General features: G+C 70.5%; 26 protein-coding genes. 11 read left to right on the forward strand and 15 right to left on the reverse strand.

Annotated elements, in window-relative coordinates; all coding sequences use genetic code 11:
• The 3 genes from K206_RS0106370 to K206_RS0106380 all read left to right on the forward strand — a co-directional run.
• The coding region (locus K206_RS0106370) for a hypothetical protein (protein WP_020201577.1) at positions 1-486 on the forward strand (486 nt) is incomplete at its 5' end.
• A gap of 34 nt (positions 487-520) precedes the next feature.
• On the forward strand, positions 521-811 hold the full coding sequence (locus tag K206_RS0106375; protein WP_020201578.1) for a DUF4936 family protein: 291 nt from the start codon (positions 521-523) through the stop codon (positions 809-811).
• A 90-nt stretch (positions 812-901) separates the two neighbouring features.
• On the forward strand, positions 902-1,735 hold the full coding sequence (locus K206_RS0106380) for an NRDE family protein (RefSeq protein ID WP_020201579.1): 834 nt from the start codon (positions 902-904) through the stop codon (positions 1,733-1,735).
• A gap of 60 nt (positions 1,736-1,795) precedes the next feature.
• On the opposite strand, the gene K206_RS0106385 is transcribed toward K206_RS0106380, so the two are convergent.
• Entirely contained in the window at positions 1,796-2,278 is a 483-nt protein-coding gene (locus K206_RS0106385; RefSeq protein ID WP_020201580.1) for a hypothetical protein, read from the reverse strand.
• Between the two features lie 218 nt (positions 2,279-2,496).
• Positions 2,497-2,922, reverse strand: coding sequence for a GNAT family N-acetyltransferase (locus tag K206_RS0106390; RefSeq protein WP_020201581.1), 426 nt, complete (start codon positions 2,920-2,922; stop codon positions 2,497-2,499).
• A 262-nt stretch (positions 2,923-3,184) separates the two neighbouring features.
• On the opposite strand from K206_RS0106390, the gene K206_RS0106395 reads away from it, so the two are divergent.
• The 6 genes from K206_RS0106395 to denD all read left to right on the forward strand — a co-directional run bounded on the left by K206_RS0106395 (position 3,185) and on the right by denD (position 8,789).
• On the forward strand, positions 3,185-3,922 hold the full coding sequence (locus tag K206_RS0106395; RefSeq protein ID WP_029043299.1) for a FadR/GntR family transcriptional regulator: 738 nt from the start codon (positions 3,185-3,187) through the stop codon (positions 3,920-3,922).
• A 26-nt stretch (positions 3,923-3,948) separates the two neighbouring features.
• Entirely contained in the window at positions 3,949-4,845 is an 897-nt protein-coding gene (gene ltnD / locus K206_RS0106400; RefSeq protein ID WP_020201583.1) for an L-threonate dehydrogenase, read from the forward strand.
• 10 nt (positions 4,846-4,855) lie between these two features.
• The gene (otnK, locus tag K206_RS0106405) at positions 4,856-6,157 is read left to right on the forward strand and encodes a 3-oxo-tetronate kinase (RefSeq protein WP_020201584.1); all 1,302 of its coding nucleotides are present in this window, start codon (positions 4,856-4,858) and stop codon (positions 6,155-6,157) included.
• Entirely contained in the window at positions 6,154-6,792 is a 639-nt protein-coding gene (locus K206_RS0106410) for an aldolase (protein WP_020201585.1), read from the forward strand. Before otnK ends, K206_RS0106410 begins: the two co-directional genes overlap by 4 nt.
• A 141-nt stretch (positions 6,793-6,933) precedes the next feature.
• Positions 6,934-7,716 (forward strand): 2-oxo-tetronate isomerase, encoded by a 783-nt coding sequence (otnI, locus tag K206_RS0106415; protein WP_020201586.1) that lies wholly within the window; start codon positions 6,934-6,936, stop codon positions 7,714-7,716.
• Positions 7,717-7,766: 50 nt separating this feature from the next.
• The gene (gene denD / locus K206_RS0106420) at positions 7,767-8,789 is read left to right on the forward strand and encodes a D-erythronate dehydrogenase (RefSeq protein WP_020201587.1); all 1,023 of its coding nucleotides are present in this window, start codon (positions 7,767-7,769) and stop codon (positions 8,787-8,789) included.
• Here the strand turns inward: denD and K206_RS0106425 are convergent.
• The 3 genes from K206_RS0106425 to K206_RS0106435 form a co-directional block, all read right to left on the reverse strand.
• Positions 8,762-9,199, reverse strand: coding sequence for a YbgC/FadM family acyl-CoA thioesterase (locus K206_RS0106425; protein WP_020201588.1), 438 nt, complete (start codon positions 9,197-9,199; stop codon positions 8,762-8,764). The genes denD and K206_RS0106425 overlap by 28 nt on opposite strands.
• A 113-nt stretch (positions 9,200-9,312) precedes the next feature.
• Positions 9,313-10,299 carry a tripartite tricarboxylate transporter substrate binding protein gene (locus K206_RS0106430; RefSeq protein WP_020201589.1) on the reverse strand — a complete coding sequence of 329 codons (987 nt, stop codon included), beginning with the start codon at positions 10,297-10,299 and terminating at the stop codon, positions 9,313-9,315.
• Between the two features lie 138 nt (positions 10,300-10,437).
• Positions 10,438-11,493, reverse strand: coding sequence for an alpha/beta hydrolase (locus K206_RS0106435; RefSeq protein WP_020201590.1), 1,056 nt, complete (start codon positions 11,491-11,493; stop codon positions 10,438-10,440).
• 262 nt (positions 11,494-11,755) lie between these two features.
• Here K206_RS0106435 and K206_RS0106440 point away from each other — a divergent pair, with 262 nt between their 5' ends.
• Positions 11,756-12,904 carry an iron-containing alcohol dehydrogenase gene (locus tag K206_RS0106440; protein WP_020201591.1) on the forward strand — a complete coding sequence of 383 codons (1,149 nt, stop codon included), beginning with the start codon at positions 11,756-11,758 and terminating at the stop codon, positions 12,902-12,904.
• A 110-nt stretch (positions 12,905-13,014) separates the two neighbouring features.
• Positions 13,015-13,536 (forward strand): O-acetyl-ADP-ribose deacetylase, encoded by a 522-nt coding sequence (locus K206_RS0106445; RefSeq protein ID WP_029043301.1) that lies wholly within the window; start codon positions 13,015-13,017, stop codon positions 13,534-13,536.
• 56 nt (positions 13,537-13,592) lie between these two features.
• Here K206_RS0106445 and K206_RS0106450 read toward each other — a convergent pair whose 3' ends face one another.
• The 10 genes from K206_RS0106450 to K206_RS0106505 form a co-directional block, all read right to left on the reverse strand.
• A complete protein-coding gene (locus K206_RS0106450) occupies positions 13,593-14,576 on the reverse strand; it encodes a phytanoyl-CoA dioxygenase family protein (protein WP_020201593.1) in 984 nt (327 codons plus the stop codon).
• Positions 14,577-14,745: 169 nt separating this feature from the next.
• Positions 14,746-15,474 (reverse strand): aspartate/glutamate racemase family protein, encoded by a 729-nt coding sequence (locus K206_RS0106455; RefSeq protein WP_020201594.1) that lies wholly within the window; start codon positions 15,472-15,474, stop codon positions 14,746-14,748.
• Positions 15,475-15,625: 151 nt separating this feature from the next.
• Positions 15,626-16,546 carry an alpha/beta fold hydrolase gene (locus K206_RS0106465; protein WP_020201596.1) on the reverse strand — a complete coding sequence of 307 codons (921 nt, stop codon included), beginning with the start codon at positions 16,544-16,546 and terminating at the stop codon, positions 15,626-15,628.
• 86 nt (positions 16,547-16,632) lie between these two features.
• Positions 16,633-17,535, reverse strand: coding sequence for an SDR family oxidoreductase (locus K206_RS0106470; protein WP_020201597.1), 903 nt, complete (start codon positions 17,533-17,535; stop codon positions 16,633-16,635).
• Positions 17,536-17,645: 110 nt separating this feature from the next.
• Positions 17,646-18,500, reverse strand: a complete 855-nt coding sequence (locus tag K206_RS0106475; RefSeq protein ID WP_020201598.1) for a class II aldolase/adducin family protein — start codon at positions 18,498-18,500, stop codon at positions 17,646-17,648.
• 47 nt (positions 18,501-18,547) lie between these two features.
• The gene (locus K206_RS0106480) at positions 18,548-19,558 is read right to left on the reverse strand and encodes an NADP-dependent oxidoreductase (RefSeq protein ID WP_020201599.1); all 1,011 of its coding nucleotides are present in this window, start codon (positions 19,556-19,558) and stop codon (positions 18,548-18,550) included.
• A gap of 285 nt (positions 19,559-19,843) precedes the next feature.
• Positions 19,844-20,287, reverse strand: a complete 444-nt coding sequence (locus K206_RS0106485) for a PaaI family thioesterase (protein ID WP_020201600.1) — start codon at positions 20,285-20,287, stop codon at positions 19,844-19,846.
• Between the two features lie 92 nt (positions 20,288-20,379).
• Positions 20,380-21,162: an SDR family oxidoreductase gene (locus tag K206_RS0106490; RefSeq protein ID WP_020201601.1), complete on the reverse strand. Its 783-nt coding sequence runs from the start codon at positions 21,160-21,162 to the stop codon at positions 20,380-20,382.
• A gap of 86 nt (positions 21,163-21,248) precedes the next feature.
• Positions 21,249-23,096 (reverse strand): acyl-CoA dehydrogenase, encoded by a 1,848-nt coding sequence (locus tag K206_RS0106495; RefSeq protein WP_020201602.1) that lies wholly within the window; start codon positions 23,094-23,096, stop codon positions 21,249-21,251.
• 242 nt (positions 23,097-23,338) lie between these two features.
• A complete protein-coding gene (locus K206_RS0106505) occupies positions 23,339-24,517 on the reverse strand; it encodes an acetyl-CoA C-acyltransferase (protein WP_020201604.1) in 1,179 nt (392 codons plus the stop codon).
• Between the last annotated feature and the right edge of the window lie 17 nt (positions 24,518-24,534).

The raw sequence follows: 24,534 nt of genomic DNA on the forward strand, positions 1-24,534 counted from the left end.
GAGCAGGCCGCGGACCGGCAGGCCGCGCTGGCGGCCACGCTGGCGCCGGCCGACAGCGCCGTGTGGGACTGGCTGGAAGTGCGCTCCGGCGTGCCGCGCATCGCCGCGGCCACGCAGGAACAGTTCGTGCCGCAGATGATCAACCTGGAGCTGGTCGGCGGCGTGAGCTTCCGCAAGGGCTGCTACCCGGGCCAGGAAATCGTCGCGCGCAGCCAGTACCGCGGCACGCTCAAGCGCCGCATGTGGCTGATCCACGGCGAGGGCGAAGCGCCGGCCGCCGCCACCGAGATCTTCCGCCCCGAGGACCCCGCGCAGCCGTGCGGCATGGTGGTCAACGCCGCCGCCGCGCCGCAGGGCGGCTGGGACGGCCTGGCCGAACTGAAGATCGACGCCGCCGTCGGCGCGCTGCACCTGGGCAGCGCCACCGGCAGCCCGGTGCGCCCGGGCGAGCTGCCCTACGCGGTGCCGGTCGGCGAGGCCGCCTGAGCGCCGGCGCGCCGCAAGACACAGGCAGGACCATATGAGCGATCACCTCTACGTCTATTTCCGCGTGCCGGAAACCCTGGCCGAAGAGGCGTTGCCGCACTGGCACCGCTGGATGGAGACCGTTGCCGAAGCGGGCGGAATTGGTGGTACGCTCTTACGCAGGCCGGAGACGCGCAACGGCATGCAGACCTGGATGGAAGCCTACGCCGACGTGCCGCCCGCCTTCGACATCCTGCTCGACGGGCTGTGGCGGCAAAGCGGCCTGCAGCGTTTCCTCGGCGGCGAGCGCCAGAGCGAGCGCTTCGTCGACCTGGACCAGCTTTGAGCCCCCCTCTGAACCGGCCTCGCGGCACCAGGCCGCGAACGGACAGGCAGTGAACGAAGTGAATGCAGCAAATGCAGTAAAGGAAGCACTATGTGCCTGATTCTGGTCGCCTGGCAGTCTCACCCTGACTACGCCCTGGTGGTGGCCGGCAACCGCGACGAGTTCTACGCCCGCCCCGCGGCGCCGGTGCACTGGTGGGAAGACGCCCCGCAGGTGCTGGCCGGCCGCGACATGGCGGAAGTGATCGGCGAGCCGGGCACCTGGATGGGCCTGGCCGGCGACGGCCGCTTCGCCGCCCTGACCAATTACCGCGCGCCGTCCGAGAAGCGCACCGATGCCCGCTCGCGCGGCGAACTGGTGGCCGGCTTCCTGCGCGGCGACAGCGACCCGCACGCCTACCTGGCCGGGCTGGCGCCGCGCGCCGGCGTCTACAACGGCTTCAACCTGCTGACCTGCGACCTGCGCGAGCTGTGGTGGTACAGCAACCGCGGCAGCCGCGGCGCGGCGGCGCAGCCGCAGCGGCTCAAGGCCGGCCTGTACGGCTTGTCCAACGCCCTGCTCGACACGCCCTGGCCCAAGGTGGTCAGCCGCGTCGGCGCGCTGGCCGAGACGCTGGCGGCCGACACCGGCCAGACCGGCGCCAGCGCCGAACCCTACTTCGACCTGCTGGCCGACACGCGCCAGGCGCTGGACTTCGAGCTGCCCCGCACCGGCGTCACGCCCGAATGGGAACGGCTGCTCTCGTCCGCCTTCATCCGCTCGCCCAGCTACGGCACGCGCGCCAGCACCGTGCTGCGGGTACGCCACGACGGCCGCTTCGAGCTGAGCGAGCGCAGCTTCGATGCCAACGGCCGCACCGGCGAAGTCTCCTACCGCGGCCGCCTGCGCGTGTCGCGCGACGCCGGGCAGGTGCCCGCGCCCTGAGACCCTGAGACCCTGAGACCCTGAGCCCGGGGCGCCGCGCCGGCGCCCGCTTCCTTCCGTTCAGTATTGCCGCGCCTGCAGCCCCCAGGGCTGCAGCGCCGCGCCGAGCGCGCGGATCGCGGCCGGGTCGTTGCGCACGGCCAGCAGCCAGGCGGGATCGCCGCGCCCGAGTTCCAGCAACTGCATGCCGTGCGGCGCCAGTTCGCGGTTGAGGTGCGCCAGGTAGAGCGCCGCGGGCTCCATGTCGAAATCATCGTCGTCGCCGCCGAGCGGGATGCCGTCCTCGTCGTAGAGGCCGTCCACCTCGAGGCTGGACACGCGCGCCGCGCGCAGCACGGCCAGCCCCGCCACGGCGCCGGCGCCGTGCGTGCTGAATTCGCGCCAGTCCACCGCCACCAGGCAATTCCCGGCCAGCCAGGGCACGAGCCAGGCCGGCAGCAGCGCGGCCCCGGCCGGCGGATCACCGGCCGGCGCGGCGGCGGGGTCGATGGCGGGGATGGCGTCGGCAAGCGCCCGGAGCAGGCGGGAACGGTTCTCTGGCATGGTGTGAAGCGCGGTCAGGGGCCGCCGCAAGGTCGGGAATGACGCGGCGGAAAAAAGAAGACGGCGATGATACCGCTTCCTCGGGCCGCTTCCGCCAACCGCGGCGGCAGCGCGCGCGAAGCTGCCCGGTTCCATGCCGACGACCGAGCGGCACGGCTGCTGGCCAGGCCGCTGTTCGCGCGCGCGTAGCGCCGCCGCTCAGTGTTGCTCAGTGCCGCTCAGCGCAGCGACTTGCGCATCTCCACGTGCGGAATGCCGACTTCCTCGAACGGCTCGCCGACCGGCGCGAAGCCCACGCGCGCATAAAACGGCGCCGCATGGCTCTGCGCGCTCAGCACCAGCTCGGCATAACCAAGCTCGGCCGCCTTGTCCATCAGCGCCGCCAGCACCCTGGCGCCCACGCCGGTGCCGCGCGCCCGCTTGAGCACCGCCATGCGCCCGATATGGCCGTCGGGCAGCAGGCGGCCGGTGGCCAGCGCGGTGCCGTCCTCGGCCAGCGCCAGCGCGTGCCAGCTCGGCTCGTCCCATTCGTCCCACTCCATCTCCACCGGCACGCCCTGCTCCTCGACGAAGACGGCGTAACGGATGGCGCGCGCGGTTTCGCGCGCTTCGGACCAGGGGACGAGGCGGATGGAGATGGTCATGATGTGTCGTGAGCAGTGCAGGAAAAAGGCGCCCCGGAGAAAGCCCGGCGGGGCGGTCGCCATGATACCGCCGGGAGGGGGCGGCGGCATGGCGGGCGGCCCTGACCGGGACGGAAGAGACGGCGGGTCGGTCGGGCGCGCCGGGAAATTTCCCCAGCCATCCGCTGGCCGTCAATCTCTGGCGGCTCCGGGTAATCCCCGATCACCATCCTCGCCACAAAATTTGTATGATGACCATATCACCAAACCACTTGGCCCCTCCGTGTTCCAGAAAGTCCCCGCCCGCGCGCTGACCGATACCGTCGCAGAACAATTGCTGGAGAAGATCAACGACGGCGCCTTCGCCCGCGGCGACAAGCTGCCGACCGAGGCGGTGCTGTCGGAGGAATTCGGCGTGAGCCGCACCGTGATCCGCGAGGCCATCGCGCGGCTGCGGCATGAGGGGGTGGTGGAATCGCGCCAGGGCAGCGGCGTGTTCGTCACCGAGCAGGCCGGCATCCGGCCGCTGCGTATCGACTACACCGATACGGCCACGCTGGAATCGGTGCTGCAGATCGTCGAGCTGCGCCGCGCGATCGAGGCCGAGGTGGCGGCGCAGGCCGCGCGTTGCCGCACCGACGCGAGCATGGCGGCGATCGACGCGGCGCTGGCGCGCATCGACGCGGAGGAAGCCGCGGGCGGCGACGGCGTGGCGGCCGACGTGGCCTTTCACCGGGCCATTGCCGGGGCCACCGGCAACCCGTATTTCCTCAAGACGCTGGCGTTCCTGAGCCAGTACCTGGAAACCGCCACGCGCGTGACGCGGACCAACGAGGCGCGCCGCGCGGATTTCTCGCGGCAGGTACGCGAGGAGCACCAGTCCATCGTCGCGGCGATCCGCGCCGGCGACGCGCTGGCCGCGCGCAACGCGGCGCAGACGCATATGTACAACGCGGCGCGGCGCCTGTCGCAGGGCAGCCAGCCCGGTCCCGACGAGACCGCGCGCGGGCCGTCCAACTGATCCCGCCTTTTTTCGCAGGAGTTTCCATGAGTCAATCGATCGGCGTCATCGGCCTTGGCGCGATGGGCAACGGCGTCGCGCGCAGCCTGCTGCGCGCCGGCTTCAAGGTGCATGCCTGCGACCTGCGTGCCGAGGTACTGCAACGCTTTGCCGACGCGGGCGGCACGCCCTGCGCCAGCCCGGCCGAGCTGGGCCGGCTGTGCGACGTGGTGGTGACGCTGGTGGTCAACGCCGCGCAGACCGAGGCCGTGCTGTTCGGCGCGGATGGCGCGGCCGCCGCGATGCGGCCCGGCACGCTGGTGATCGCCAGCGCCACGGTGCCGCCCAGCTTTGCCGAGGCGCTGGGCCAGCGCCTCGCCGGGCACGGCATCCTGCTGCTGGACGCGCCGGTATCCGGCGGCGCGGCGCGCGCGGCCAGCGGCGAGATGACCATGATGACTTCCGGCCCGGCCGAGGCCTACGCGCTGGCCGAGGACGTGCTGGCGGCGATGGCGGGCAAGGTCTACCGGCTGGGCGACGCGCATGGCGCGGGCTCCAAGGTCAAGATCATCAACCAGTTGCTGGCCGGCGTGCATATCGCCGCGGCGGCCGAGGCGATGGCGCTGGGCCTGCGCGAAGGCGTGGACGCCGCAGCGCTGTACGAGGTCATCACCCACAGCGCGGGCAACTCGTGGATGTTCGAGAACCGCGTGCCGCATATCCTGGCCGGCGACTACACGCCGCTGTCCGCGGTGGACATCTTCGTCAAGGATCTCGGGCTGGTGCTCGATACCGCGCGTGCCAGCAAGTTCCCGCTGCCGCTGTCGGCCGCGGCGCACCAGATGTTCATGATGGCGTCGAGCGCCGGGCATGGCGGGGAGGACGACTCCGCCGTGATCAAGATATTCCCCGGCATCGGCCTGCCGCAACGCAAGTCGGAGTAAAAACAGCAAGATGACCGTATCCGTCCAATCCCCGCGCGCCCTGCTCGGCTGCATCGCAGACGATTCCACCGGCGCCACCGATCTCGCCAACACGCTGGTGCGCAACGGCATGCGCACCGTGCAGACCATCGGCGTGCCCGCCGGCGCCGCGCTGCCCGGCGTGGAACAGGCCGACGCGCTGGTGGTGGCGCTGAAGTCGCGCACCATTCCCGCCGCCGACGCCATCGCGCAATCGCTCGACGCGCTGCGCTGGCTGCAGGCGCAGGGCTGCCGCCAGTTCTTCTTCAAGTACTGCTCCACCTTCGACTCCACCGACGCGGGCAATATCGGCCCGGTGGCGGAGGCGCTGCTGGCGGCGCTCGGCAGCGATTTCACCATCGCCTGCCCGGCCTTCCCCGAGAACGGCCGCACCATCTTCCGCGGCCACCTGTTCGTGGGCGACGCGCTGCTCAGCGAGTCGGGCATGGAGAACCACCCGCTCACGCCGATGCACGATGCCAACCTGGTGCGCGTATTGCAGCGCCAGAGCAAGGGCAAAGTGGGCCTGCTGCGCCACGACACGGTGGCGCGCGGCAGCGTCGCCGTGCAGCACGCCATCGGCGCCCTGCGCGGCGACGGCGTGCGCATGGCCATCGCCGATGCGGTCAGCGATGCCGACCTGCACACGCTGGGCGAGGCCTGTGCCGCGCTGCCGCTGCTGACCGGCGGCTCCGGCCTGGCGCTGGGCCTGCCGGCCAACTTCCGCCGCGCCGGCCTGCTGCCCGAGCGCGCCGACGCGGACAACGTGGCGCCCGTGACCGGCCCGGCGCTGGTGCTGGCCGGCAGCGCGTCGAAGGCGACCAACGCCCAGGTCGCGCAGTGGCTGGCGAACCAGCGCCCCGCCCTGCGCCTCGATCCGCTGGCGCTGGCCGAAGGCGCGCCGCTGGTCGAGCAGGCGCTGACGCTGATCGCCGCGCACGCCGAGCCGGTGCTGGTCTACGCCACCACCTCGCCCGAGCAGGTCAAGGCCGCGCAGGCGGCGCTGGGCGTGGAGCGGGCCGGCCATCTGGTCGAGCAGGCGCTGGCCGACATCGCCGCGGCGGCGAAGGCGCGCGGCACGCGCCGCTTCGTGGTGGCCGGCGGCGAGACCTCCGGCGCGGTGGTGCAGGCGCTCGGCGTGCAGGCGCTGCGCATCGGCGCGCAGATCGCGCCGGGCGTGCCGGCCACCGTCACGCTGGAGGCGCAGCCGCTGGCGCTGGCGCTCAAGTCCGGCAACTTCGGCGGCCCGGATTTCTTCGACGAGGCGCTGCGCCGCCTGGGAGGCGAGGCATGAGCCGCGAAGCGACCCTGCGCGAGGAGATCTGCCGCATCGGCGCCAGCCTCTACCAGCGCGGCTATACCGTGGGCAGCGCCGGCAACATCAGCGCGCGGCTCGACGACGGCTGGCTGATCACGCCGACCGACGCCTGCCTCGGCATGCTGGACCCGGCGGCCATCGCCAAGGTGGACGGCGCCGGCGCGTGGGTGGCGGGCGACAAGCCGTCCAAGACGCTGACCCTGCACCGCGCCATCTACGACAACAACCCGCAGGCGCACGGCGTGATCCACACGCATTCCACCCACCTGGTGGCGCTGAGCCTGGCGGGCGCGTGGCGCCCCGACGACGTGCTGCCGCCGATCACGCCCTACTACGTGATGAAGGTCGGGCACATCCCGCTGATTCCCTACCACCGCCCCGGCGATCCCGCCGTGGCCGCGCGCGTGGCCGGGCTGGCCGCCGAGGTGCGCGGCGTGCTGCTGGCGCGCCTGGGGCCGGTGGTGTGGGAGTCCACCGTCTCGCGCGCCGCGTTCGCGCTGGAGGAACTGGAAGAGACCGCCCGGCTCTGGCTGATGCCCGGGAACAAGCCCGAGCCGCTCGACGAACACGCGCTGGCGGAACTGCGCGACACCTTCAAGGCGCGCTGGTAGCCCGCGCCGGCCGCCTCGCGTTCCGGCGGGCAGGCCGGCGCGCTTTGTGGCACCGTATGCGCTGCGCCGCCCGGCGCCCCCCGCGCGCGCGCGGCCGGGCACGGCGGCCCGGCCACAACCGCATCTTTCCTGGAGCACCGCATGCCGCGCTTTGCCGCCAATCTCTCGATGATGTACACCGAGCACGCCTTCCTGGACCGCTTCGCCGCCGCCGCGGCCGACGGCTTCAAGGCGGTGGAATTCCTGTTCCCCTACGAGCATCCCGCCGCCGAGATCCGCGCGCGCCTCGACGCCAGCGGCCTCGCGCAGGCGCTGTTCAACGCGCCGCCCGGCGACTGGCGCGCCGGCGAGCGCGGCATGGCCGCGCTGCCCGGGCGCGAGGCCGAGTTCCGCGACACGATCGCGCGCGCGCTGGAATACGCCGCGGTGATCGGCAACGACCGCATCCACGTGATGGCCGGCATGGTGCCGGCCGGCGCCGACCGCGCGCGCCACCGCGCCTGCTACCTGGAAAACCTGGCCCATGCCGCGCGCGCGGCCGCCGCGCAGGGCGTGACCGTGCTGATCGAGCCGATCAACGGCCGCGACATGCCGGGCTATTTCCTCAACCGCCAGGACGACGGCCAGGCCATCTGCAAGGAGGTCGGCGCGGCCAACCTCAAGGTGCAGTTCGACTGCTACCACTGCCAGATCGTGGAGGGCGACCTCGCCGTCAAGCTCAAGCGCGACATGGCCGGCATCGGCCACATCCAGATCGCCGGCGTGCCCGAGCGGCACGAGCCTGACCTGGGCGAACTCAACTATCCCTACCTGTTCGACGTGATCGACGGCCTCGGCTACGACGGCTGGATCGGCTGCGAATACCGCCCGCGCGCCGGCACCACGGCCGGGCTGGGCTGGGTCAGGCCGTATCTCGAGGGCTGATTCCCGGCACAACGCATGCCGCCGCCGGGCGGCGCTGACGGAGGACAACGATGCACGTACTGATTACCGGCGGCGCCGGCTTTCTCGGCCTGCGGCTCGCCCGCCTGCTGCTCGCGCGCGGCACCCTCGACATCGGCGGCCAGCCGGTCGCCATCGAAGGCCTGACGCTGCTCGACGTGGCGGCCCCGCCGCCGCTCGGCGACGCGCGCGTGCGCGTGGTCACCGGCGACCTGTCCGATCCCGCCGTGCTGGCGCGGGCCATCGACGCGCGCACCGGCGCCGTGTTCCATCTCGCGGCCGTGGTGAGCGGCCAGGCCGAGGCGGACTTCGCGCTCGGCATGCGCGTCAACCTCGACGCGGCGCGCGCGCTGCTGGAAACCTGCCGCGCGCTCGGCCACCGGCCGCGCGTGGTGTTCACCAGTTCGGTGGCGGTGTACGGCGGCACCCTGCCCGCGCTGGTGCAGGACGACACCGCGCTCAACCCGCAGTCGTCCTACGGCGCGCAGAAGGCCATCGGCGAGCTGCTGCTGTCCGACTACAGCCGGCGCGGCTTCGTCGACGGGCGCGTGCTGCGCCTGCCCACCATCAGCGTGCGCCCGGGCAAGCCCAACGCGGCGGCCTCGTCGTTCGCCAGCGGCATCATCCGCGAGCCGCTCGCCGGCGAGGCGGCCAACTGCCCGGTGGCGCCGGACACGCCGCTGTGGCTGCTGTCGCCGCGCGGCGCCATCGCGGCGCTGGTGCGCGGCATGGAGCTCGACGGCGAGGCCTTCGGCGAGCGCCGCGCGGTCAACCTGCCGGGGCTGTCGGTCACGCCGCGGCAGATGGTGGCGGCGCTGCGCGAGGTGGCCGGCGATTTCGTCGCCGACCGCGTCACCTGGGAGCGCGACGCGCGCATCGAGAACATCGTCGGCACGTGGCCGGCGGCGTGGAACACGCAGCGCGCGCTGGCGCTGGGCTTCGCCGGCGACGACGGCTTCGAGGCCGTGATCCGCGGCTATATCGAGGACGCCGGGATCGCGCCGTGGAAAAGGCGTGGCACGCCGGATCAGCCCTCCGGCGTCACCACCTCGTAGGCCAGGATCTTCTCGCGCACCGCGCCCGGCACGGGCGTCGACTTGCGGCTCTCGGGACCGGCGCACACGTAGACGATCTCGCCGGTGATCAGGTGCTCGTCGCCGCGGTACATCTCCACGCGGAACAGCATGCTGGAGCGCCCCATGCGGGCGATCCGGCCGCGGATGTCCAGCACGTCGTCGAAGCGCGCCGAGGCGTGATACTCCAGCGTGGACTTGACCACGAAGATGTCCACGCCATGCGCGTGCAGCACGTCCTCGGGATAGCGGATGCCCACCGCGCGCCAGTATTCGGTCACGCAGATGTCGCAATAGGTCAGGTAGTGCGCGTTGAAGACGATCGACTGCGGATCGACCTCGGCCCAGCGCACGCGCAGCGGCATGCTGTGGCGGAATTGTTCCTTGGCCATGAAAAAAAAGCTCCTGCTGAATGGAAAAACGGCGCCGGCCCTGGCGGGACCGGCGCCGCGCGCATGTCCGCGGCGAGTGCGGCGGATGCGGCGGGCCGAAGCCCGCCCGCGCCTCACTGCGGCTTGTTCAGGCCCAGCTTGTCGATGATGGCCTTTTCCTTCTTCACCGTGTCGGCGGCGAAGTGGGCGTATTGCTCGCTGCTCATGTAGTACGGCTCCATGTCGAACTTGGCGAGCGACTCGCGGTAGTTCGGCATTTCCATCGCTTTCTTGAAGGCATCATGCAGCTTCTTGACGATCTTCGGGTCGGTGCCCTTGGGCGCCACGATGCCAAACGGCGAAGTCTGCACGATGCCGTAGCCGAGTTCCTTGAGCGTGGGCACGTTGGGGAAGCGCGCCGAGCGCTTCTCGCCCCAGGTCGACAGCAGGCGCAGCTTGCCGGACTCCACGTAGGGCGCCCACGCCGGCGTGTCGGCCACCGACATCACGTGGCCGCCCAGCAGCGCCTGCATCGATTCCGAGTTGCCCTTGTACGGGATATGCGAGAACTGCACGTTCTGCTTCATGGCCAGCTCTTCCATCGTCAGGTGCAGCGTGGTCATCGAACCCGGCGAGCCGTAGGTCAGCTTGCCCGGGTTGGCGCGCGCGTAGGCCATGTAGTCCTGCATGGTCTTGATCGGCGAATCCACCGGCACCACCAGGCCGAACGAATAGCCGGCCAGGTTGATCACGTAGCTCAGGTCCTTGACCGGGTCCCAGTTGATCTTGGTGGTGTACGGCAGGCGGTAGACCGGCATGGCCACCTGCGCCAGCGTGTAGCCATCGGGCTGGGTCGACTGCATCAGCTGGGCCGGCAGCACGCCGCCCGCGCCGGGCTTGTTCTCGATGATGACGGGCTGGCCGAGGATCTTGGAGGCGTTTTCCGCCAGCACGCGGAACGGCAGGTCGGTCGAGCCGCCCGCGGTATAGCCGATGATGAGGCGCACCGGCCGCTGCGGGAAATTGTCCGCCTGCGCCTGGACCGGCGCGCTGGCCAGGCCGAGGGTTGCCACGGTAGCGGCGAACACGCCCGCTTGGGCGAGGAATTGGCGGCGTTGCATGAGTCTGTGTCTCCTGTTTCTACTGTTGCTACGACTACCGCCGCGGGCGGAACGCCCGCGGCGCATTGGGATAAAGCCATGAATCGGTGGTTCTGCGACCGCTTCGATCCGGCTGCCGGTGTCGGCCGGCGGCCGCGCTCAACCGCTGCCGAAGGCGGCGCGCAAGGCGGCGACGGCGTCCGCGTGGGCGGCCGCCACGGCCGGGACGAAACGCCCCAGCTTGAAGAAATCGTGGATCATGCCGGGGTAGTCGGCCAGCGCGGCGGGCACGCCGGCGGCGCGCAGCTTGGCCGCGTAGGCCACGCCCTCGTCGTGCAGCGGGTCGTAGCCGGCCACGGCGATCCAGGCCGGGCAGCAGCCGCGCACGTCGGCGCCGTGGCCACCGCCGTCGAGCGGGGCGAAGCGCCAGTCGTCGCGGCTGGCCTCGCTGTCGAGGTACTGCGAGAAAAACCACTGGATCATCGGCGCGGTCAGCAGGTAGCCCTCGGCCAGCGCGCGGTGCGAAGGCGTGTCCTGGCGCGCGCAGGTGCCGGGGTAGATCAGCATCTGCAGCACCGGCGCCAGCCCCGCGTCGCGCGCGTGCACGGCGCAGGCGGCGGCGAGCGTGCCGCCCGCGCTGTCGCCGCCGAGCGCGATGCGGGCCGGGTCCGCGCCGAGGTGGGCGGCCTCGTGGAAGATCCACTGCATGACGTCGAACGCATCGTTGGCGGCGTAGGGAAACTGCCATACCGGCCCGAGCCGGTAGTCCACCGACAGCACCATGCAGTCGCCCCGCGCGCACAGCAGGCGGCACAGCGGGTCGTGCGAATTGACGCTGCCCACGGTGAAGCCGCCGCCGTGGAAGTACAGCAGCAGCGGCAGCGGCTCGACCCAGCTTGCCGCGCGCGGCGCGTACAGGCGCAGCGGGATCTCGTAGCCGTCGCGCGCCGCCACCGTCAGGTTTTCCACGCTGTGCACCGGCGTCGGCGCGATGTCCATGATGGGCGCGCTCTTCTCGTAGGCGGTCTTGGCGTCGATCGGGTCGAGCTCGTGGATGCCGGGCCGCTTGACGCGCCGGATCAGGTCCAGCAGCGCCGCCACCTGCGGATCGAGCGCGGCCGCGGGCATGCCGGGCGTGCCGCGCGTGTGGGGGATGCCGGACGCGGCGGGAGCGGACTGGGCGAACCCCTGGGGCGAGGCGGGAACGGCGGTCATGGGCGGTCGATGCGGGCTGGGTGAATCTCCGGCGGGGCCGGATTTCCGGCGGCACGGAAACGGTGGCGCGGAAGCGGTGGCGCGGAAGCGGCGCGCAGCCGGAATTCAAATTGTGAACGGTCGTTCGATTTTAGTATGATTCCGGATGTTTCGGCAGCAACACAATGGAAATTTACCGCGGGACTGGCCAGGGTGGCCGCTTTTGCGCGATCATCGGTCATCGCCGGATAAATAAAACACCGCACGGACGGAGACAACCCAGATGGCCTTCATCTACTACCTGACGCATATCCATCTCGACTTCGGCGCCATCGGCCAGCTGCCGGCGGAGTGCGCGCGCATCGGCATCCGCCGCCCGCTGCTGGTGACCGACAAGGGCGTGGTCGCCGCCGGCGTGGCGCGGCAGGCCATCGACGCGCTCGCCGGCCTGCCGCACGCGGTCTTCGACGAGACCCCGTCCAACCCCACCGAGGCGATGGTCAAGAAGGCCGCCGCGCTGTACCGCGAGAGCGGCTGCGACGGGCTGGTGGCGGTCGGCGGCGGCTCCTCCATCGACCTCGCCAAGGGCATCGCCATCCTCGCCACGCACCCGGGCGAGCTGACCACCTACGCCACCATCGAAGGCGGCAGCGCGAAGATCACCGAGCGCGCCGCGCCGCTGATCGCCGTGCCCACCACCGCCGGCACCGGCAGCGAGGTGGCGCGCGGCGCCATCATCATCCTCGAGGACGGCCGCAAGCTCGGCTTCCATTCGTGGCACCTGCTGCCCCGCTCCGCCATCTGCGACCCCGGCCTCACGCTCGGCCTGCCCGCGGGGCTGACCGCCGCCACCGGCATGGACGCCATCGCGCATTGCGTGGAGACGTTCCTGGCGCCGGCCTTCAACCCGCCCGCCGACGGCATCGCGCTGGACGGCCTGGAGCGCGGCTGGAAGCATATCGAGCGCGCCACCCGCGACGGCCAGGACCGCGACGCGCGCCTGAACATGATGAGCGCCTCCATGCAGGGCGCGATGGCGTTCCAGAAGGGCCTGGGCTGCGTGCATTCGCTGTCGCATCCGCTCGGCGGCCTGAAGATCGACGGCAAGACCGGCCTGCACCACGGCACGCTCAACGCGGTGGTGATGCCCGCGGTGCTGCGCTTCAACGCCGACGCGCCAAGCGTGGTGCGCGAGGACCGCTACGCGCGCCTGCGCCGCGCGATGGGCCTGCCCGAAGGCGCCGACGTGGCGCAGGCGGTGCACGACATGACCGCGCGCCTGGGCCTGCCCACCGGCCTGCGGCAGATGGGCGTGACCGAGGACATGTTCGACAAGGTGATCGCCGGCGCGCTGGTGGACCACTGCCACAAGACCAACCCGAAGGAGGCCAGCGCGGCGGACTACCGGCGTATGCTGGAGCAATCCATGTAAGTACGGCGGCGGGCCGGCGAGAGCAAGGCAATGCGTGGCGCGGGACCGCCGAGAAGATCCGGTTTCATCCAGGCTCATCCAGCTTCATCCCACCAGCACGGAGAGACGTCATGACAGGGGAACACCTGCAGGTCTTGCACGGAGATATCACCCGCATGGAAGTTGACGCCATCGTCAACGCGGCCAACAGCGGCCTGCTCGGCGGCGGCGGCGTCGACGGCGCCATCCACGGCGCCGGCGGGCCCGCCATCATGGCCGCCTGCCGCGGCATCCGCGAGACCCGCGGCGGCTGCCCGACCGGACAGGCGGTCATCACCACCGGCGGCCTGCTGCCCGCGCCCTACGTGATCCACGCGGTCGGCCCGGTCTGGGAAGGCGGCAGCCACAACGAAGACGCGCTGCTCGCCAGCGCCTACCAGGCCAGCGTGGCGCTGGCCGCGCAGCACAAGCTGCGCACCATCGCCTTTCCCAACATCAGCACCGGCATCTACGGCTTTCCGCGCGAGCGCGCCGTCGACATCGCCATCGACGCGGTGCGCCAGGCCCTGGCCGCGGCGCCCAGCATCGAGCAGGTCAGCTTCGTCTGCTTCGACGAGGAGAACTACCAGCTGTACCGGCAGCGCCTGAGCTGAACGCGGGCGGCCACGGCGCCTTCGCGGCAGCCGGCCGCGACAGCGCCGCGCCTGCGCTATCTCACCAGCGCCTTGATCGCCAGCTTCTTGGTCATCTGGAACATGACCGGGAAGCGCGTCTCCACGCCCAGCACGACGCGGCTGCCGAGGCTGTCCATGTCCTTGGGGCAATGGAACTGCATGCCGTCGAACTGCTTGAGGTTCAGCGGCTTGATGCGCGACTGGAACTGCAGGAAGCGGTGCGACTGCGGGATGTAGTGCGCGGTCAGCGAGTTGCGCGAGAACTGCGGGCGCGTGGTGCGCAGGCTGCCGTGGATGGTCATCGAGTGCCAGAACAGCACGTCGCCCTTGCGCAGCGCGGGCGCCTCGAAGCGCAGCCCGTTCTCGGCGATCACCTTGCGGATCAGCCCCTTGTACTTGTCGTGGTTGAAGGCCACGTCGAAGTCCTTGCCGTTGCGCACCATGTCGAGCCGGTGGCTGCCCGGCACCACGAAGAAGCGCCCGGCGCCCGCGTCGATGTCCTCCAGCGCGTACCAGCTGCCGGCCATGCTGCCGATGCGCTCGCTGTCGAGGTAGTAGCTGTCCTGGTGCGGCCAGGTCTCCGAGTTGCCCTCGAAGTACATGCTCTGCACCAGCTTGACCTCCTCGTCGAGCAGCGCCCGCCCGATCTTGCGGATCGGGTCGCTGGCGAAGACCCTGACCGCCAGCGACTTCAGCGGCGCGAAATCGAGCTGGCCGAGCGACTGGAGGTTGAGGATCGGGTTCATCACGAAGCCGAACTCGTTGATCCGGTTCTTCTCGGGATTGGCCGTGGCCTGCCGGTAGATGTAGCCCGGATACGGCTTCACGGTCCGGGCGAACGCATTGCGTATGGCGTCGCAGGTGGCCGGCTCGACCACGCCGCGGATCACCGTGTAGCCGTTCTCGTCGTAGTAGCGCCGGGCCTGGGCCAGCTGGGCCAGCGTGAAATAGCTGGCGCCCTCTTCGGCACTTTCTGGAATCGTGATCTCCGTCCCGACGGGACTGATGATGGTATGCATACCTTCCCCCGGCCTGTGTGCTTTCCGTGCCGTTCAGCATGGCGCGAGGCCGGCGCCATGCCAAGCCGGATTCGCCGCGAAGGCCGACGGCGGCTATAAGCCGTCCGGAGGAGATGGCATCGGCCAGAGGAATGAACCACGGGTGGCGCCGCGCGCCGGGGGATCCGCGCTATGGCGTGGCGGCCGCGGCACTCGCCGCGAGCGCCCCTTCCAGCGCCCGGCTTACCGCGGCCTGCGCGTGCAGCGCGGTGGTGTCGAAGACCGGCAGCGGCACGTCGTCCTGCCCGATCAGCAGCGCGATTTCGGTGCAGCCCAGGATCACGCCGCCCGCGCCCTGTGCCCGCAGGTCGTCGACCACGCGCCGGTATGCGTCGCGCGAGTCGTCGCGCACGATGCCGTGGCACAGCTCGTCGTAGATCACGCGATGCACCAGCGCGCGCGCCTCGGGCCCGGGCACCAGCGCTTCGATGCCGTGCCGGTCCAGCATGCGGCCGCGGTAGAAATCCTGCTCCATCGTGAAGGCGGTGCCGAGCAGGCCCACGCGCGCGATGCCGGCCGCGCGCAGCGCCTGCGCGGTGGGATCGACGATGTGGAGGAACGGGATGTCGAGCGCCGCCTCGATGGCGGGCGCCACGCGGTGCATGGTGTTGGTGCACAGCACGACGAAATCCGCACCGGCGGCCTGCACCTGCAGCGCGGCCTCGCGCATGCTTTCGGCAAGCTCGTCCCAGCGCCCGGCATGCTGGAGTGCCTTGACCTGCTCGAAGCTGACCGTGACCATCACGCTGCGCGCGTTGTGGTGGCCGCCGAGCCGCCGCTTCATGTCCTGGTTGATGAGCCGGTAGTACTCGGCCGAGGATTCCCAGCTCATGCCGCCGATCAGTCCGATGGTCTTCATTCCGTGCCTTCCCCGCGCGCGCCGGCGCTGTGCGAACCGGCGCCACTGTAGCAGGCGCCGCCGCCGCGGCCCATGCACAGTCGCGCGCGCGCCGACCGGGCCAGCGCCGCCGCGCCGGCCGGCATGCGGCCGGTGCGCGCCACCGCGGCGGTCAGGGCAAGGCGCTGCGGATCAACAGGTTGATGCGCTCGGGCTGCTCGTGCACCACCCAGTGCGTGCCGTCGGGAATGCGCTCGAGGCGCATCTCGGGCACGAACCGGTCGAGCCCGTCCAGCAGGCTCCTGGGCAGCGCGGTGTCGCGCTCGCCCCAGATCACCAGCGTGGGCACGCGCACCGTGAAGGCGGCCGGGTCCAGCCTGGAGATGTCGGGCGGCGTCTCGCCGGGGCCGGGCGGGTGCATGGGCGAGGCGCGGTAGTAGTTCACGCCGCCGGTCAGCGGATGCGAGCCGCGGGCCCCGGGCTGCGACCACGCCGCGTGGTATTTCTCGCGCGTCTCCCCGCCGAACCACGGCGCCGGCTGCCCGTCCGGCCCGTGGAGGAAGCGCTCCAGCCTGGCGAAGCCGTCCGCCGCCAGCGCCTCCTCGGCGCCGGGCTGGCGCAGCCAGTTCATGTAGGCCGAGGCCTTCTGCTGCTCGGGGCTGCCGAGCAGCGCCTTGGCGAACACATAGGGATGCGGCGAATTGATGATGACCAGGCGCTCGACCAGTTGCGGGAACTGGATCGCGAGGTTCCAGCAGATCGCCCCGCCCCAGTCGTGCGCCACCACCACGCAGCGCGAATACCCGAGCGCGTTGACCAGCTGCACCAGGTCCTCGACGATATGGCGCGGCCGGTAGGCCTCGACTTCGGCCGGCTTGCTCGACAGGTTGAAGCCGCGCAGGTCCGGCGCCACCGCGAAGTGCGTCTTGCCGAATTCGGCGAGCTGCGCTTCCCACTCGTACCAGAACTCCGGAAAGCCGTGCACGAACAGCACCAGCGGCCTGCCCCGCTCGCCCGCGCTGGCGTAGTGCAGGCGCGTGCCGTTGGGCAAGGTGGCGTACTGCAGGTGACGGATGACTGCAGCCTTGGACATGGTTTCTCCTCCCTTGCCGCGATGAGTTTGTCTGCGTCGGGCACGCGGCAGCGTGGGGTAACGCACGAACCGTGCCCGCGCGCCGCCTATCCGCGCAGCGCCGCCACCAGCCCGGCGCGCACCTCGGGCTTGTCCGCGAACGGGTCGCCGGGGTTGCGCTGGCCGATGATGTCCCCGAAACGCTGCCGCACCGGATCGAGCTGCTGCGGATGCGAATAGATGTAGAAGCCGTTGTCGCGGATCGCGTCGAAGGTGATCTGCGCGACCTCGGCGGCCGTGACCTTGCCCGAGCTGACCGCCTTGTCCGACATCGCCTGCGACACCAGTTGCGAGCGCGTGAGCGGCCCCTCGTTGGCGAGCTCCGCGGGCCGGTTGCGGCCCGACCTGGTGATGCCGGTCGGCACGAAATACGGGCACAGCACCGAGCAGCGCACCTGCTCGCTGACCAGGCTCAGGTCCTGGTACAGCGACTCGGACAGCGCCACCACCGCGTGCTTGGACACGTTGTACACGCCCATCGCCGGCGGGCTCAGCAGGCCGGCCATCGAAGCCGTGTTGACGATGTGGCCTTCGAACGACGGGTCCTTCCGCGCCGCGGCCAGCATCAGCGGCGTGAAGATGCGCACGCCGTGGATGACGCCGTGGAGATTGACGCCGAGCACCCATTCCCAGTCGCGCTCGGTGTTCTCCCACAGCAGGCCGCCGGCGCCCACGCCGGCGTTGTTGAACAGCAGGTTGACCTGGCCGAAGGTGGCGATGGCGGCATCGGCCAGCGCCTGCACCTGCTCGGCCCGGGACACGTCCACGCGCACGCCGATCGCCGGCACGCCCTGCGCCTTGAACTCGGCCACGGTGGCGTCCAGCGCGTCTTCCTGCACGTCGGCCAGCACCAGCTTCATGCCGAGGCCGGCGCCGATCCTGGCGAACTCCTTGCCGAAGCCGGACGCGCCGCCCGTGATCACCGCCACCTTGCCCTGGAATTGCTTCATGTCGTCTGCCTCTCGTCCTGTGTCGTCGCGATGTCGCCGCAATGTCGTCGTTATGTCGTCGTTATGTCGTAGCCATGTCGTTCCGGCGGCCCTGCCGTGGCCGGATGCCGTCAGTCCAGCAGGTCGGGCTGTTCCTTGACGATGCGCGCGTACAGCGGCTGGAACTGGAACCAGCCCGCCTGCGCGGTGCCGACGATCGAGTACGCCTGGCGCGCCGCGGCATCCGAGATCATCTTCAGCGGCGCGTTGGTGCGCGCCGCGGCGGCCTCGGCCAGCAGCTGCACCTGGCACGAGCGCTCCATCGTGATGAACCACCACGCGGCCTCGTCCACCGTCTTGCCCACGGTCAGCAGGCCGTGGTTCTGCAGAATGGCCGCCTTGTTGCCGCCGAGCGCGTTGGCGATGCGCTGGCCTTCGTCGAGCTCCACCACCACGCCACCGAAGTCGTCGTAGACCGCGTGGTCGTTGTAGAACGCGCACACGTCCTGCGTGAGCGGGTCGAGCGGGCGGCCCAGCGTGGACCACGCGCGCCCGTGCGTGCTGTGCGAGTGCGCGGCGGCCACGGCGTCCGTGCGGGTCTGGTGCACGCGCGAGTGGATGGCGAAGGCCGCGGCGTTGACCGGGTGGGCGCCCTCCACCACGTCGCCGTGGTGGTCGCAGCGGATCAGGTTGGAGACCTTGACCTGGCTGAAATGCACGCCGAACGGATTGACCCAGAACGTATCGGGAAACTCGGGATCGCGCGCGGTGATGTGGCCCGCCACGCCCTCGTCGAAGCCGAACTTCGAGAACAGGCGAAACGCCGCCGCGAGGCGCTGCTTGCGGTGCAGGCGCTCCGCGGCCGGCGTGTCGAACTGCGGCGGGCGCGGCAACATGCGGTACCGCGCCTTGACCTCCTCGGAGAGGCCGGCGGCGATGTCGTCGGGGTTGTCCTGCGGCTTGGTGTGGTCTGCCGGTGCGTTCATGGGGAGTCTCCTTTCTTATGTGGTTGGCTGGCCGCGCCCTGGCGCGCCTACACCAGCTTGACGAGCTGCTTGCCGAAATTCCTGCCCTTGAGCAGGCCCATGAAGGCTTCGGGCGCGCTGGCCAGGCCCTGCGCGATGCTCTCGCGGAACTTGAGCTTGCCCTGCGCCACCGCCGCGCCCAGTTCCTGCAGCGCCTGCGGCCACAGTTCCATGTGCTCGGACACGATGAAGCCTTCCACGGTCAGGCGCGACACCAGGATCAGTTGCGGGTTCTTCAGCGGCATCGGCTGGCCGTCGTAGCCGGCGATCATGCCGCACACGGCGATGCGGCCGAAGGCGTTCATGCGCGCCAGCACGGTGTCGAGGATCTCGCCGCCGACGTTCTCGAAATAGCCGTCCACGCCGTCGGGCGTGGCTTCCTTGAGCATGGCATAGAGTTCCTTGCCGTCGCGCGCGGCCTTGTAGTCGATGCAGGCGTCGAAGCCCAGCTCGCCGGTCACGTAGTCGCACTTGTCCTTGCCGCCGGCAAAGCCCACCACGCGGCAGCCCTTGAGCTTGGCGAGCTGGCCCACCACGCTGCCGACCGCGCCCGACGCCGCGCTGACCGCCACGGTCTGGCCGGCCTTGGGCGCGATGATCTTGTTCAGGCCGTACCAGGCCGTCACGCCGGGCATGCCGACCGAGCCGAGATAGGCCGACAGCGGGATGCGCGTGGTGTCGACCTTCTGGATGCCGGCGCCGTCGCTCACGCCGAGCTCCTGCCAGCCGAACATGCCCACCACCTTGTCGCCCACGGCGTATTTCGCGTTCTTCGAGGCGATCACCTCGCCCACCGTGCCGCCGATCATCACCTGGTCCAGCGGCTGCGGCGCGGCGTAGGACTTGCTGTCGTTCATGCGCCCGCGCATGTACGGGTCGAGCGACAGGTAGTGGTTGCGGACCAGCACCTGGCCGTCCGCCAGCTCCGGCACCGGCACTTCCTCGAGGCGGAAATTGCCGGGCGTGACCGCGCCGGCGGGACGCGAGGCCAGCACGATGCGCTTGAAGGTATTCGACATGATGGTTTCCTTGCAGTGAAACGGGCGATGGCGGATGCGCGCCGCCCTTCGTTGTCGGTGGAACGCGCCGGCGGCGCGGCTTGTTTCAACAGGGCGGGCGCGCGGTGCGGCCGGCGCGCGCGGCGAGTGCAGCAGGCGCGGTCGGTCTCAGGCGCCGCGCGGCGGCGGCGGTCCGTTCAGGCTGCATCTTGTCTCCGTTCTCTGTTGTCTTTATCGGTGCTGCATGCCGGCGTTTGCCGCCGGTCTGGGTATCGTTTGCCTGCTCCCCCTTCTGGCGCGCCGGCCTCAGCCGTCGGCGCCGGTGTCGGCGGCGGCGCTGCTGGCGCGCTGCGGCGGCACGCGCCTGACGTACTTGAACGTGCCCGAGCCGCGCGACACGGTCTTGCCGTCGCCGTCGACGATCTCCGCCTCGCAGAACGCCATCGTGCTGGTGCGGTGCACGCACTGGCCGCGCGCGATCAGCCTGCCGCGGCCCGGCGCCATGAAGGCGGTCTTCATCTCGATCGTCACCACGCCGCGGCCGTCGCCGTCGGCCGCGCGCCCGGCAATCGCCATCGCCACGTCGAGCAGCGTCATCAGCACGCCGCCGTGGGCCATGTCCCAACTGTTCTGGTGGCGCTCCTCGAGCGCCAGTTCGATCTCGCTGCCTTCGCGGTCCATGCGGTTGCATTGCACGCCGAGCGCGGCGAGGAAGGGAATCCTGAGGGGAAAGCCGTTGGTCTGGTTCATGGATGGTGAATAGGGCTGAAAACGGGGTCGGCGCGCCGGCGGAAACCTGCAAGCGGCATGCCCGCCGCGCACCGGTTGCATTAAAGCATGGCTCAGACCGCGCTGACGCCCCCGTCCACCGCCAGCACCTGGCCCGTGATGTGCTTGCCGGCCGCGCTGGCGAACAGCAGCGCGGCGCCCTTCAGGTCTTCGTCGTCGCCGAGGCGGTGCAGCGGCACGCCGGCGCACATGGCGTCCACGCCCAGGCGGTCGAGCGAGCCCTGCGTCATCTTCGAGGGGAAGAAGCCCGGCGCCAGCGCGTTGACGGTGATGTTGTGCTCGCCCCACTCGGCCGCCAGCGTGCGCGTGAAATTGACTACGGCGCCCTTGGAGGTGTTGTAGGCGATGGTCTCCATCGTCCCCGGCGGGTTGCCCGCCAGCCCGGCGATGGAAGCCACGTTGATGATGCGGCCGTAGCGGCGCGGGATCATCGACAGCTTGCCGATGCGCTGCGACAGCAGGAACAGGCCGCGCACGTTGAGGTTCATGACCTTGTCCCAGGCCTCCACCGGATGGTCCTCGGCGGGCGCGCCCCAGGTGGCGCCGGCGTTGTTGACGAGGATGTCGACGTGGCCGAGTCTCGCCAGCGCCTCGTCGGCCAGGCGCGCGATGTCCGCGTCGCGCGCACCATCGGCGGCGATCCATTCGGCGTCGATGCCGCGCGCCTTGAGATGCGCCTGGGCCGACTGCAGCTCGTCGGCCTTGCGCGCCGACAGCACCAGGCGCGCGCCCTGCTCGCCGAGCGCCTCGGCAATCTGCAGGCCGAGCCCGCGCGAGCCGCCGGTGATCAGCGCGGTGTTGCCCGTGAGGTCGAACAGTTGCTGGATGGTGTGCATGTTGTCTCCCGATCTGTCGTGGCGCGCGCCGCAGCCGGCGCGCGCGGGTCTTGTCCGTCTTGCCTGCCCGGTATGGCGCCGGAGCGTCAGAACCAGGCGTCCTGCATGTCCAGCGTGGTGCGGTCCAGCGACGCCAGCAGGTCCAGCTGCGGGCCGGCCTTGGGCAGCTCCCAGCGGAAGAAGTACGCCGCCGCGGCCAGCTTGCCGCGGTAGAACGCCACGTCGTCGCCGCCGGCGGTGGCCAGCGCGGCCTGCGCCAGCAGCGCCTGCTCCAGCCAGATCCACGCCACCACCACGTGGCCGAAGGCCTCGAGGTAGACCGATGCGTTGGCCAGCGTCACGCTGGCGTCGCCCGCCGCCCACAGCGCCTGCGTGACCTCGGCCACGCGCCTGACGGCGGCGCCCAGCGCGCGCGCGTGGCCGGCCAGTCCGGCGTCGCCGCCGGCCAGCGCGCGGCCGATGGTGGCCTGGATTTCCGCGCCCAGCGCCTTGAACGCCGCGCCGTCCTTCATCACCACCTTGCGGCCCAGCAGGTCCAGGCCCTGGATGCCGTGCGTGCCTTCGTGGATCGGGTTGAGGCGGTTGTCGCGGTAGAACTGCTCGACGTTGTACTCGCGCGTGTAGCCGTAGCCGCCGTGCACCTGGATGGCCAGGCTGTTGGCCTCCAGGCACCATTGCGACGGCCAGCTCTTGGCGATCGGCGTGAGGATGTCGAGCAGCAGCGCCAGCCGTTCGTGCTCGGCGCCCGCGGCGGCGCGCTCCTGGTCGACCAGTTGCGCGCAATACAGGTTGAGCGCCAGCCCGCCTTCCACGTAGCTCTTCTGCGCCAGCAGCATGCGGCGGATGTCGGCATGCTCGACCAGCCGCACCTGCGGGCTGGCCGGGTCCTTGCCGCCGGGGCCGACCGGGCGGCCCTGCGGGCGGTTGCGCGCGTAGTCCAGCGCGTGCAGGTAGCCGGTGTAGCCCAGCATCACCGCGCCCAGGCCCACGCCGATGCGCGCCTCGTTCATCATGTGGAACATGCAGGCCAGGCCCTTGTGCGGCTCGCCCACCAGGTAGCCGATCGCGCCGGCCTTGCCGCCGGGCCGGTACTTCATGCCCTCGCCGAAGTTCAGCAGGCAGTTGGTGGTGCCGCGATAGCCCATCTTGTGGTTCAGCCCGGCCAGCACCACGTCGTTGTGCTCGCCGAGGCTGCCGTCGGCGTTGACCAGGTACTTCGGCACGATGAACAGCGAGATGCCCTTCACGCCGGGAATCAGCTTGCCGTCCGGGCCGGGGATCTTGGCCAGCACGAGGTGCACGATATTGTCGGAGAGCTCGTGCTCGCCGGCCGAGATCCACATCTTGTTGCCGCGCAGGCGGTATTGCGCGCCCAGCGGCGATTCGCCCTCGTGGTCGGCGCGCGTGGTGATGTCCGACAGCGACGAGCCGGCCTGCGGCTCGGACAGGCACATGGTGCCGAAGAAGCGCCCTTCCATCTCCGGCTTGACGAAGGTCTCCACCTGCGCCGGCGTGCCGTGCGCGAGCAGCAGGTTGGCGTTGCCGATGGTCAGGAACGGATAGGAGCTGGTGCCGACGTTGGCACCCTTGAAGTAGGCGAAGCCGGCCTTCTCGACCACCACCGGCAACTGCATGCCGCCGATCCCGTAGTCCTGCCCGGCGGCCATCAGCCCGGCCTCGCAGAAGGCCTTCAGCGCGGCCTTGACCTCGGGGATGATGGTGACGGTCTCGCCGTCGAAATGCGGCTCGTGCTGGTCGTTCTTCTTGTTGTGCGGCGCGAACAGGTCGGCGGCGATCTTCTCGCAGGTATCGAGCGCGGCGTCGAAGGTCTCGCGCGAGTGATCGGCATAGCGCGGGATGCGCGCCAGTTCCTCGACCTTGAGCCACTCGTACAGCATGAAGTTCAGGTCACGGCGGGAAAGGATCAGCGACATGGCAGGAACGGGCTCCTGGTCTGGAAGCGAAAATCGATGATGCGCGCCGCGGGCATGCCGGCCCGCGGCGTCGCTGTCTCCACGGCGGCGCGCTGCGTGGCGCGCCGCTTTTCTTGTTCTTGCGGCAGCGCGGCCAAGGACGCGCGTCAGACCGCGCGAAAACGACCGCACTCCGCGTGTTGGCTCCCCTCTCCCATGCAATGGAAGAGGGGAGCCAACCGCCGGCAATGCCAAGCGGTTTCTTACAGGACCTCGAACAGCCCCGCCGCGCCCTGGCCGCCGCCGATGCACATGGTCACCACCACGTACTTCACGCCGCGGCGCTTGCCTTCGATCAGCGCGTGGCCGACCAGGCGCGCGCCCGACACGCCGTAGGGATGGCCCACCGCGATGGCGCCGCCGTTGACGTTGAGGCGGTCCATCGGGATGCCCAGCTTGTCGGCGCAGTACAGCACCTGCACGGCAAACGCTTCGTTCAGTTCCCACAGGCCGATGTCGTCGACCTTCAGGCCCGCGCGCTTGAGCAGCTTGGGCACCGCGAACACCGGGCCGATGCCCATTTCGTCGGGCTCGCACCCGGCCACGGCAAAGCCGCGGAACACGCCCAGCGGCTGCAGGCCCTTGGCCGCCGCCACCTTGCCGTTCATCACCACGGCCGCCGAGGCGCCGTCGGAGAACTGCGAGGCGTTGCCGGCCGAGATCACGCCGCCGGGCACGGCGGTGCGGATCCTGGCCACGCCTTCGAGCGTGGTGTCGCCGCGGATGCCTTCGTCGGTGGAGACCGTGACCTCCTTGGTCATCAGCTGGCCGGTGGCCTTGTCGGCCACGCCCGCGAGCACCGTGATCGGCACGATCTCGTCGTTGAACTTGCCGGCTTCCAGCGCGGCGAACGCGCGCTGCTGGCTGCGCACGCCGTATTCGTCCTGGCGCTCCTTCGAGATGTTGTAGCGCTTGGCCACGTTCTCGGCGGTCTGCAGCATGTTCCAGTAGATTTCCGGCTTGTTCTTGGTCAGCCAGCTTTCCTGGATCATGTGGCGGTTCATTTCCTGCTGCACGCAGGAGATCGACTCCACGCCGCCGGCCACGAAGATGTCGCCTTCGTCGGCGATCACGCGCTGCGCGGCCATCGCGATGGTCTGCAGGCCAGACGAGCAGAAACGGTTGACGGTGGCGCCGGGCACGGTGACGGGGCAGCCCGCGCGCAGCGCGATCTGGCGCGCGATGTTGGCGCCGGTGGCGCCTTCCGGGTTGGCACAACCCATCAGCACGTCTTCCACCTCGCCGGCGTCGATCCGGGCGCGCGCGATGGCGTGCTGGACCGCGTGGCCGCCCAGGGTAGCGCCGTGGGTCATGTTGAACGAACCCTTCCAGCTCTTGGCCAGGCCGGTCCGTGCGGTGGATACGATGACTGCCTCGTTCATTTGTTGCTCCTCGGATT

This window comes from Cupriavidus sp. WS, assembly GCF_000395345.1.
GTDB lineage: Bacteria > Pseudomonadota > Gammaproteobacteria > Burkholderiales > Burkholderiaceae > Cupriavidus > Cupriavidus basilensis_B.